The 10583-nt window shown below is 71.4% G+C and carries 12 protein-coding genes; 3 read left to right on the top strand and 9 right to left on the bottom strand.

Going from position 1 to position 10583, the window contains the following annotated elements; genetic code table 11:
* Window positions 1–205 precede the first annotated feature (205 nt).
* The 3 genes from CXP56_RS01405 to CXP56_RS01415 form a co-directional block, all read right to left on the bottom strand.
* Window positions 206–607 (bottom strand): SCO2097 family morphological protein, encoded by a 402-nt coding sequence (locus CXP56_RS01405; RefSeq protein WP_286899289.1) that lies wholly within the window; start codon window positions 605–607, stop codon window positions 206–208.
* Window positions 608–757: 150 nt separating this feature from the next.
* Window positions 758–2077: a DNA polymerase IV gene (gene dinB / locus CXP56_RS01410; protein ID WP_286899292.1), complete on the bottom strand. Its 1320-nt coding sequence runs from the start codon at window positions 2075–2077 to the stop codon at window positions 758–760.
* Window positions 2067–2810 (bottom strand): methyltransferase domain-containing protein, encoded by a 744-nt coding sequence (locus CXP56_RS01415; RefSeq protein WP_028846517.1) that lies wholly within the window; start codon window positions 2808–2810, stop codon window positions 2067–2069. The genes dinB and CXP56_RS01415 overlap by 11 nt, the downstream gene beginning before the upstream one ends.
* Before the next feature lie 59 nt (window positions 2811–2869).
* Between CXP56_RS01415 and CXP56_RS01420 the strand changes: the two genes are divergently transcribed.
* Entirely contained in the window at window positions 2870–3811 is a 942-nt protein-coding gene (locus CXP56_RS01420) for a ParA family protein (RefSeq protein WP_084608878.1), read from the top strand.
* 1 nt (window position 3812) lies between these two features.
* Window positions 3813–4865: a quinone-dependent dihydroorotate dehydrogenase gene (locus CXP56_RS01425; protein WP_028846516.1), complete on the top strand. Its 1053-nt coding sequence runs from the start codon at window positions 3813–3815 to the stop codon at window positions 4863–4865.
* Window positions 4866–4894: 29 nt separating this feature from the next.
* Here the strand turns inward: CXP56_RS01425 and pspM are convergent, their stop codons facing one another.
* The 6 genes from pspM to rimO form a co-directional block, all read right to left on the bottom strand.
* Window positions 4895–5626 (bottom strand): phage shock envelope stress response protein PspM, encoded by a 732-nt coding sequence (pspM, locus tag CXP56_RS01430; protein ID WP_156899091.1) that lies wholly within the window; start codon window positions 5624–5626, stop codon window positions 4895–4897.
* Window positions 5623–6492, bottom strand: coding sequence for a PspA/IM30 family protein (locus CXP56_RS01435; protein WP_028846515.1), 870 nt, complete (start codon window positions 6490–6492; stop codon window positions 5623–5625). The genes pspM and CXP56_RS01435 overlap by 4 nt, the downstream gene beginning before the upstream one ends.
* 393 nt (window positions 6493–6885) lie before the next feature.
* Window positions 6886–7251, bottom strand: a complete 366-nt coding sequence (locus CXP56_RS01440) for a helix-turn-helix domain-containing protein (RefSeq protein ID WP_028846514.1) — start codon at window positions 7249–7251, stop codon at window positions 6886–6888.
* Between the two features lie 136 nt (window positions 7252–7387).
* Entirely contained in the window at window positions 7388–7858 is a 471-nt protein-coding gene (locus CXP56_RS01445; RefSeq protein WP_028846513.1) for a CinA family protein, read from the bottom strand.
* Window positions 7859–7867: 9 nt separating this feature from the next.
* Window positions 7868–8440, bottom strand: a complete 573-nt coding sequence (gene pgsA, locus CXP56_RS01450; RefSeq protein ID WP_038044445.1) for a CDP-diacylglycerol--glycerol-3-phosphate 3-phosphatidyltransferase — start codon at window positions 8438–8440, stop codon at window positions 7868–7870.
* Between the two features lie 118 nt (window positions 8441–8558).
* Entirely contained in the window at window positions 8559–10004 is a 1446-nt protein-coding gene (rimO, locus tag CXP56_RS01455) for a 30S ribosomal protein S12 methylthiotransferase RimO (protein WP_038044362.1), read from the bottom strand.
* Window positions 10005–10100: 96 nt separating this feature from the next.
* On the opposite strand from rimO, the gene CXP56_RS01460 reads away from it, so the two are divergent.
* Window positions 10101–10583: amino-acid N-acetyltransferase (locus CXP56_RS01460; RefSeq protein WP_286899306.1), on the top strand; the 483-nt coding region annotated here is incomplete at its 3' end.

Raw genomic sequence — 10583 nt, forward strand, 5'->3', positions numbered from 1 at the left:
CGACCGCCGAGACGTCGTCCCCTCCGCCCGACCACTGACGACCGCCCGTCGGGACCGCCCAGCCGCCACTCACCGCAGCGCCGACCGTCCGTGCGCTCACCGGATCAAGCGCCGTGGCACCTGGACACCGGGTGCTGACGACCGCCCTCCGCGCGCTCACGGGATCAAGACCGATGCACGACGGAGCTTGCAACACTCGCCGCGCTCAGCGGCCGTCCTCTTCGAACCGCTGGCGGAAGCGCTCCTCCATCCGCTGGGCGAAGCTGCTGCGCTTGGTCTTGGCCGGGCCCTTGCCCGCCTTGCCGCCGACCGCGTCGCCGTCGGGCTCGCCGCGGAAGGACATCACGACCAGCAGCGCCCCGAAGAACATCAGCAGGAACCCCAGCACGCTGACGATCGGAATCTCGGCCAGCCGGACCGGCATCATCACACCCAGCGGCAACAGCGCCATTCCGACCAGGAACAGCAGGGCGCCCTGCAGCTTGCGAGCGCGCGAGGGCCTGCCCAGCCGCGTGCCCCGCACGCTGGACGCGAACTTCGGGTCCTCCGCGTACAGAGCCTGCTCGATCTCATCCAGCAGCCGCTGCTCATGCTCGGAGAGTGGCATCGGTCCTCCTCTCGCAGCATGTCGGCGGCTCAGCGCACGACCTGTTCCACACCATCATCGCCCCGGCGTCTTGCGGTCTCCTGGTTCCAGGATACGAGCACGGGCACTTCAGGACTACCCGATCCACCACTTCTTCGCACATCTTCTCGGTCACGTCCCCGCCCCGCTGTCCCCGGGCCTTCCTGCGGCCTTGCCGCCGGGTGATCGTGCACGTGAACGGCCATGCGGAGCCAGCAACGAGGCCGGCCGGACGGCGGTTTCGCCGAACTTGCCGCGGGCCGCGTCCGCGGCCACTTCGACGTCCCGCCACCGCACTCCGTCGTCGCCCAACCGGAGCTGCTCGGCTACCGCCGATTCGGTCAATCCCTCCACCCGCACGCCCACCAGCCGGACCGCGGCCGAGGCGGGCACGTTGTCCCGCAGCAGGCCGGACGCCGCAGCGTGGATCTCCCGCGCCACGTCGGTGGGTGCGGGCAACGTCCTGGCCCTGGTGATCGTGGTGAAGTCGGCGAACCGGAGCTTGATCGACACCGTCCGACCCTTCAGCCCCTTCGCCCGCATGCCTGCCGCCACCCGCTCGGCCAGCCTGAGCAGCTCCCGCACCACCACCTCGACGTCGTCCTGGTCGACGTCGAACGTGTGCTCGGCACCCAGCGACTTGTCGGGAGAGCCCACCTCCACCCGACGCGGATCCCTACCGTGTGCCAGCTCGTGCAGGTGCTCGCCGAGCGCGGATCCGACCGCCTTCTTCAGCCTGGCGACGGGCGCGTCGGCGACATCAGCGACGGTGTGCAGCCCGGCGCGCTCCAGCGCTCGCGCCGTCTTGTCCCCCACGCCCCACAGTGCCGTCACCGGGAGCGGGCGCAAGAACGACACCACCTCGGCGGCCGGAACCACGACCATGCCGTCGGGCTTGGCCATCCCGGAGGCGAGCTTGGCCACGAACTTCACCGGGGCGACACCGACGGAGCAGGTGATGCCGTGGTCGGCGGCCACCCGCGCCCGGATCTGCGCACCGATCCTGGCCGGCGTGGTGCGCAGCCGCCGCAGCGCCCCGCTGACGTCCAGGAACGCCTCGTCCACGCTGACCTGCTCCACCAGCGGCGTGAACTCGTGGAACAGCGCCATCACGGCACGGGAGATCTCCCGGTACGCCTCCCGCGACGGCGGAAGATACACCGCGTGCGGGCACAGCCTGCGTGCCTGCGCCACCGGCATGGCCGACCGCACCCCGAATTTGCGCGCCGGATAGTTGGCGGACAACACCACCGACCGGGCCCCGCTGCCGGCCACGATCACCGGCCTGCCGGCCAGCTCGGGCCTGCTGCGCAGCTCCACCGCGGCGAAGAACGCGTCCATGTCGATGTGCAGCACGCCGCAGCCGGTGTCGTCCGGCCAGTCCGCCGGGTCGGTTCCGGCCGCCACCCGGAAGCGGGCGCGGTCGGCGGGAAGATCGGTGTTACGCCCCATGCTTGCGCGCGAGCACGTGCAGCCGCGCCGCGATCTCCCGCAGCGGGGACCGCCCGGCCGCGGCCTGTTCGAATGCCGTCAGCTCACCGTCACCGGCGTCGGCCACCGCGTCGGACACCACACCGTGGCCCTGCAGCACCTCGATCCGCAGCCCGGCCGCCTCGATCAGCCGGGTCAGGCCGCCGACGTCGAACCGCCGCAGCAGCTCCCCGCCCGGCTCGGCGCTGGGCACCACCCCGTCGGCCGACTCGAGCAGTTCCCGCGCCTCCGTCAGGCGCCCGGCCATGGCTCGGCTGAGCACCGCCGCATACCGGTTGGCCACCAGCACCGACACCGCGCCGCCGTCGGCCGCCACGGCCGCGATCGCGGCCAGCGCCGCCGCCGGATCGTCGACCACTTCCAGCAGCCCGTGCGCCAGCACCAGGTCGGCGGACCGTTCCGCGATCGCCGACGGCAACGCCTCGACGTCCTCGGCGACGACCGTGATCCGGGACGCCACACCCTCGTCCGCAGCGCGCCGATGCAGCGTGGCGACCGCGTTCGGATTCGGCTCCACCACGGTGACCGCGCATCCGGCCCTGGCCAGCGGCACGGCCCAGCCGCCGCTGCCACCGCCGACGTCGACCACCACGGGCTGCCCGCGGCCGCGCTGCCGCGCGGCCGTCAGCTCGGCGTCCAGCACCCGGTGGACCACGTCAGCCCCGCGCACACCGCTCGCGCTCTCCAACCGCATGGGCAAAGCCTAGGCCGGTCGGGGGTTGCCTCGCTCGTCTGGGCGGTTAGTCTCGTGCCGTGCAAACCGTCGCCGTGCTGAGCCTCAAGGGTGGTGTCGGCAAGACGACCGTGACCCTCGGTCTCGCGTCCGCCGCCCTCCGCCGTGGCATCAAGACCTTGGTGATCGACCTCGATCCGCAAGGCAACGCCACCGCCACGCTCGACCCTCAGCCGGCCCAGTTCGGCCTGGCCGAGGTGCTCACCACCCCGCGCCCGCCGGTGCTCAGCCAGGCCGTGTCCCGCTCGGCGTGGGACGAGCAGGTGCATGTGCTGACCGGCAACCACGCGCTGGAAGAGCTCAACGAGGGTCCGGACGAGGGCACGCTGCCCAACCTGGCCAGGGCCATCGCGTGGTACGCCGACCCGGCCAACGGGCCGCGCTACGAGCTGATCCTGCTGGACTGCCCGCCGTCGCTGGGCCGCCTGACCCGCTCCGCGCTGCTCGCCGCCACCGGCGCCCTGGTGGTGACCGAGCCGACCATGTACGCGGTGTCCGGCGCCCAGCGGGCGTTCGCCGCCATCGAGCGCACCCGCAAGGAGCACAACCCGCGCCTGCGCGCGCTCGGCGTGGTGGTGAACAAGTTCCGCAGCCGGTCGCACGAGCACATGTACCGGATCGCGGAACTGCGGGAGAGCTTCGGGCAGCTGGTCATGCCGGTGGCGCTGCCGGACCGGCTGGCCGTGCAGCAGGCCGCCGGTTCGTGCACGCCGATCCACGAATGGTCGACCCCGGGGGGCCGGGAGATCGCGCTGGCGTTCAACCTGGTCCTGGCGCGCATGCTGCGCTCGTCCCGGCGCGGCAGGCACCACCTGGAGCCGCCCGAGGCGGACGAGGAGGAGACCTCGGGCGACGCCGAGCGGAACGGCTCGGCCAACGGCTCCGCGCTGCAGGCGCCGGTGCGCAGGCCACCCGCGAACGCGCCACGGCGCCCGGACGAACCGCAGCCGGCCAAGCGCTGACATGGCGGGACAGCTGTTCGAACGCGTCGTCCGCCCGGCGCTGTACCGGGTGGGCCGGGGCGACCCCGAGCTGGTGCACGAGCGGACGATGGCGGCGCTCCGCCGGGTCGCCAAGCGGCCCTTGCTGCTGTCCGCGCTGCGCCGCCGGTACGCGGTGCACGCTCCCGTGACGGTGTTCGGGGTGCGGTTCCCCAACCGGGTCGGGCTCGCCGCGGGGATGGACAAGGACGGGCTGGCACTGCCGGTGTGGCCCGCGCTCGGTTTCGGGTTCGTCGAGGTCGGGACGGTGACCAGGTACGCCCAGCCGGGCAATCCGCGGCCACGGCTGTTCGCGCTGCCGCGCAGCCGGGCGCTGGTCAACCGGATGGGGTTCAACAACGCGGGGGCCGACGTGCTCGCCCAGCGGCTGGCGGCCACCGGCCCGTTGCCCGTCCCGCTCGGGGTGAGCATCGGCAAGTCCAAGGTCACCGAGCTGGCCGACGCGGTCTCCGACTATCAGCACTCACTGCACGCGCTGTATCCGTACGCGGACTACTTCGCGATCAACGTCAGCTCCCCGAACACGCCCGGCCTGCGCAGGCTGCAGGACCGGGCGGCGCTCAACGACCTGCTCGCCGCGCTGCAGCACCTGTCCGGTGAGCTGGCCGGTGCCCGGCCCAGGACACCGTTGCTGGTCAAGGTGGCCCCCGATCTCACCGAGGACGCGCTGGCCGAGCTGCTGGAGGTGGCCGCCGAGCACGACGTCGCCGGGATCATCGCCACCAACACCACGCTCGCCCGCGACGGCCTGCACCCGGACGAACAGCACATCGGCAGGCAGAGCGGCGGGCTGTCCGGCAAGCCGTTGACCGAACGCGCGCTGCACGTGGTGCGGTTCGTCGCCAAGCAGACCGGCGGAACGGTGCCGATCATCGGCGTCGGCGGCATCAGCGGCCCGGACGACGCGCTGCGCATGCTGGACGCCGGAGCCAGCCTGGTGCAGCTGTACACCGCGTTCATCTACTCAGGGCCGGCGCTGGTGCGGCAGATCGCCCGCACACTGCCGCGGGCCTGAGGCCGGCGCTGCGGTGGGCGGACCGGGCCTCAGGTGCCGTTGAGCTCGCGCAGCGCCGAGGCCATTCCGGCGAGCCGGTCGGTGGCGTCGGTCAACGCCGCCTGGGCACCGGCCACGCCGCTGTCCCTGGCCGCCACCGCCTTGCCGGCCGCGGCGATCAACCCGCCGTAGGATTCGATCCCTTCGTCCAGCTGGGCGCGCAGCTGCCGGATGGCTTCGGTCAGCTCCTGCCGCTGGCCTGCCGGAGCGGCATCACGCGCCCGCTCGACCGCCACGATGCGCTGACCGAGCTGGTGCAGCGCGGAAGCCGCCTGTGCCGCCGTTTGCCTGGCCTGCGCCACCGACACCTCGTCGACGGTCACCCCGCTGCCCCGGGCGGACAGCTGCTCGAGCAAGTCGTGCAACGACGCTTCGGCACGCTGCAAGCGGTGCAACGGCTCCCGCGCCACGGACGTCTTGGCGGGGAGCAGGCGGCGCGGCGGGGGCGGCGTCATGGCATTCAGCCTGCGCAGCTTCACCGCCGAACGCACCGCCAGGGCACCCGTGACCAGCAAAGCGGTGAGGAAGACCCAGTTGCCGTAGGCGATGGCCACCGTGCTCAGCACGGCCAGCACCGACCAGACGAACACCCCGCGCCTGGCGCGCTCCGTGCGCCGCCGGTGACGCGCCGCGGGATCGGTGAAATCCAGCCACTGCCGCGCCGCTTCCGCGGCGATCGCCCGCAGATCCGGACGCCGGACCAGGTCCATCGGCCCGCTCACGCCTTGTTCTGCTCAGCCTGCACGCGCTTGGCGATCTCGGCCTGGATCTCCGCGCTCGGCGTGGGCTTGTCGGCCACGGCGCCGGCGGCGCCCGCCTTGGCGGTGCCCTCGCTCCCGTCGGTCACCTGGGCCACCGACTCACCCTTCAGCGAGGCGCGGATCTGCTCCAGGCGGTTGTGCCCGGCCAACTGCGTGGTGGAGTACTGCACCTCGAGCATGCGGCCCTGCACCGAGTTCTGTGCCAGCTCCGCCGACCCGACCGCGGTGGCGTACCGCCGCTCGATCTTCTCCCGCACCTCTTCCAGCGACGGGGTGTTCTTCGGCGCCGCCAGCTCGGTCATCTGGGTCAGCGACTTGGCGATCTGCTCCTGCATCCTGGCCTGTTCCAGCTGCGACAGCAGCTTGGTCCGCTCGGCCAGCTTGGCCTGCAGCATCTGCGAGTTGCGTTCCACCGCCCGCTTGGCCTGCTCGGCCGCCTGCAATGCCTGGTCGTGCAGCGTCTTGAGGTCCTCGACGCTCTGCTCGGCCGTCACCAGCTGGGCGGCGAAACCCTCGGCCGCCACCTCGTACTCGGCCGCCTTCTTCTCGTCGCCTTTGGCCCGCGCTTCCTCCGCCAGCACCAGCGCCTGCCGCGCCGACGCCTGCAGCTTCTCCACCTCACCGAGCTGCCGGTTCAGCTTCATCTCCAGCTGCCGCTGGTTGCCGATCACCTGAGCGGCCTGCTGCGACAGCTCCTGGTGGTTGCGCTGCGCCTCCTCGATGGCCTGCTGGATCTGCACCTTCGGGTCGGCGTGCTCGTCGATCTTGCTGGAGAACGCCGCCATCAGGTACTTCCAGAACTTCACGAACGGATTGGGCTTGGCCATCGTCTCTGCCTGCCTTCTCGCTTCCCGGTTGTCTGTGCTCGCACTCCGCGCCGATCACCGCAGTCGGCGGAACGGCCGTTCTTCCCCTCCGGTGTGCGGCTGGTTCCATCGTGTCAGGTTCCCACCGCACCGACCAGGTGACCCACGGAAAATCAGGGATCCCCCGGAAGGGACCCCGGGCGGACCCGTCGACGCCGTCGCGTCCTCGTGCCGAGGTAACCGACGGTGACCGCGCATGCGTGGTCGACGTCCACGCTACCTGCACGTTCGCGGGCGCGTGGCATTCTTCGGCAGATGAGGCGGATGCGCTCGGCAGAAGCCGCCGCCTTGTCCGCATTCGTCCGCGCTCACGGGCGCGGCGAACCGCACGGACTGCGGAAACTCCGGCGTCGATCAGGCGACGAAGACCTGCATACCGGGCGAACTGATCGTGGTGCGCAGCGCCACGTTCTCCCCGGACTTGACGACCTCGCCCTTGTTCTCCGGCTGCCGCGAGCCTTCCTGGGACTCCAGCTCCATGGCGTCCATCGCGGCCACGTCGCTGGCCACGTTGTACAGCAGCTCGGACAACGGCAGCTCGAGCGCTTCGCAGATCGCGGCGAGGAGTTCGCTGGAGGCTTCCTTCTGCCCTCGTTCGACCTCGGAGAGGTAGCCCAGGCTCACCCGCGCCGACCGGGACACTTCCCGCAGCGTGCGCCGCTTGTTGGTGCGGGCATGACGTAGCCGGTCACCGATCGCCTCGCGCAACAGCACGGCCATCGCGAGCCTCCTCTCCGCTCGGTCCGGGTGATTCCACACTACCCAGGGAGATCACCGGACCGCAGATTCGCGTGTGAACTTTCCGCCGAGGGCGAACGTCACGCGCCGGTGGGTGACGTCATCGTCATCAACGCCCCTAGCGAGAGAGATGTTCCCCGAGCAGGCGCAACGCATGCTCGATGGTGGCACGCCGCACAGCGGCCCGGTCCCCGGACAACTGCAGCCGCCACGACGAGCTGGTTTCGGCGTCGGCGATGCCCACGTACACCGTCCCCGCGGGAACACCGTCGGCGGGCCCCGGCCCGGCCACGCCGGTCAACCCGATCCCCCAGTCCGCGTGGCATCGTGCCCTGGCTCCCGCGGCCAGGTAGGCCGCCACGTCGGCGTCCACCGCGCCTGCGCGGGTGAGCAGATCGCGCGGAACGCCGGCAAGTTCGATCTTCAGCTGGTCGGTGTAGACGATGAGCCCACCACGGACCACGTCGCTGGCCCCGGGGACGGCGGTCAACTCGGCGCACAGGCCACCGCCGGTGAGCGACTCGGCGGTGGCCACCGTCTCACCACGCGCGCGCAGCCGCGCGACGATCCCCTCGGCCAGCTCGCTCACCGTTCTCCCCTACTGGGCAACTCGCCTCCCCACCGCACGCAGCCGCAGGGCACGGATCACGTAGTCGATCCCGGTGACCACGGTGAGGATCACCGCCAGCCCCATCAGCACCCAGCGCACCGGGTCGACCGCGTCCGGCAACGGCAGCAGGTACACCCCGATGGCCACGATCTGGGCCATGGTCTTGGCCTTGCCGCCCCGGCTGGCCGGGATGACGCCGTACCGGATGACCCAGAACCGCAGCAGGGTCACGCCGATCTCCCTGGCGGCAATGGTCAGCGTCACCCACCACGGCAGCTCGCCGAGCAGGCTCAAGCCCACCAGCGCGGACCCGGTCAGCGCCTTGTCCGCGATCGGGTCGGCGATCTTGCCGAAGTCGGTGATCAGGCCGTACTTGCGGGCCACCCACCCGTCAACCTGGTCGGTCAGCGAGGCGACCGCGAACAGCACGGCCGCTGCCAGTCGCCATCCGAGGTGGTACTCGCCGTCCGGCTCGCTGCCGAGGAACAGCGCGACCAGGAACACCGGAACCATCACCAGGCGGGAGACGGTCAGCAGGTTGGCCACGTTCAGCAGCGGCACCCGCGCCGGCTTCGCCTGCGGCTGCTCCTGGGGTGTCGCCGCGGTGGCCGACCCCGCCGTGTCCTTGCGCTCCGGTCGTTCTGCTCGCGGTGCCTCGCCGGCCTTGCTCACCCGTCGCTCACGACCTCTCGGCTGGTGGTTGCGGTCCGATCACCCTGACCCGCAGGTCGACCCCCTCGGCCTCGAAGACCTCGCCGAGCACCAGCGCTCCCGGCCGGATGTCGGCGAGCTCCGGCCCGCCGTGCAGCAGGCACTCCCCGTCCTCGGGTCCCTGGTGGGCCGCACGGCCCACCGGGATCCCGTCCTCGATCCGGTCGACGAGCACCTCGACGGTGCCGCCCACGCGCTCTTCCGCACGCTCCGCGGTGAGGTGCTCGACCAGGTCCAGGATGCGCTGCACCCGCTCGTCGATCACGTGCCGCTCGAGTTTGCCGTCGAAGCGCTCCGCCTCCGTACCGTCCTCGTCGGAGTAGCCGAACACGCCGACCACGTCCAGGCGCGCCTCGCTGAGGAACCGCTCCAGCTCGTCCACGTCCTCCTCGGTCTCCCCGGGGAAACCGACGATCACGTTCGTCCGGATGCCTGCCTCCGGCTCGTAGGCGCGGATCTGCTCGATGAGCGCCAGGAACGTCTCGGTCGAACCGAACCGGCGCATCCGCCGCAGGATCGCCGGGCTGGCGTGCTGGAAGGACAGGTCGAAGTACGGCGCCACGCCCGCGGTGGACGCGATCACCTTCACCAGGTCGGGCCTGGTCTCGGCGGGCTGCAGGTACGACACCCGCACCCGGCGGATCCCGTCGATGCCGGCCAGCCTGGGCAGCAGCTCCTCCAGCGCCCGGCCGGCGCCCTGCCCGAGGTCCTTGCCGTAGGACGTGGAGTTCTCGCTGACCAGATACAGCTCCCGCGCCCCTTGCTCGGCCAGCCAGGTGGCTTCCGCGACCAGCTCGTCCGGATGCCGGGAGACGAACGAGCCGCGGAACGACGGGATGGCGCAGAACGAGCAGCGCCGGTCGCAGCCCGAGGCGATCTTCAGCGCCGCCGTCGGCGACGACGTCAGCCGCTTGCGCGCGGTTGGCACCCACCCGTGCCCGGGGAGGGCCACCGACGTGCTCGCCTGCGGGCGCGCCACCGGCGACAGCGGCAGCAGCTTCCGCCGGTCGGACGGCGTGTGCGCGGGAATCGCGCGCCCAGCCAGCACGTCCGCGAGCCGTTCGGACAACCGCGGGTAGTGATCGAAGCCGAGGACCGCGTGCGCCTCCGGCAGGCTCTCGGCCAGCTCGGCCCCGTACCGCTCCGCCATGCAGCCGACCGCGACGACCTTCTTGCCGGTGTCCGCGGCGGCCAGCAGCGTGTCGATCGAGTCCTTCTTCGCCGACTCCACGAAACCGCAGGTGTTCACCACCACCACGTCGGCTTGCTCGGCGTCGTCGGACAGTTCCCAGCCGTCGGCACGCAGCCGTCCGGCCAGCTCTTCGGAGTCGACCTCGTTGCGCGCGCACCCCAGGGTCACGAGCGTGACGCGGCGCGGCCGGGCGCGGTCGGCTGGTGTGGTGGGATTCGACACAGGCTTCAGGGTAGCTGGCGCTAGATTGGGCGCGTGCAGGATTCCTCCCCAGCCAATCCATCCTCGGATTCCCCGGCGAAACAGCAGCCGGAAGTCGTGGTGGTGCGCAAGGCCCGCATCGCGGACGTCCCCCAGATCAAGGCGCTGATCGACTCCTATGCGGGCCGCGTGCTGCTGGAGCGCGAGCTGGTCACGTTGTACGAGGACGTCCAGGAGTTCCACGTGGCCGAGCAGGCCTCCGACGGCAGACTGCTCGGCTGCGGGGCGCTGCACGTGTTGTGGGAAGACTTGGCCGAGATCCGCTCGGTCGCGGTGCACCGGTCCGCGCGCGGCCGCGGCATCGGGGACGCGCTGGTCACCGAGCTGATCAAGACGGCACGGGAGCTCGGGCTGCGGCGGATCTTCGTGCTGACCTTCGAGACGCGCTTCTTCGGCAAGCACGGCTTCAAGGTGATCGAGGGAACGCCGGTCTCACCCGAGGTCTACGAGGAGATGCGTCGCTCCCCCGACCCCGGCGTGGCCGAGTTCCTCGACCTGCCGTACGTCAAACCCAACACGTTGGGCAACACTCGCATGCTG

This window comes from Thermocrispum sp. (assembly GCF_002919275.1).
GTDB lineage: Bacteria > Actinomycetota > Actinomycetes > Mycobacteriales > Pseudonocardiaceae > Thermocrispum > Thermocrispum agreste.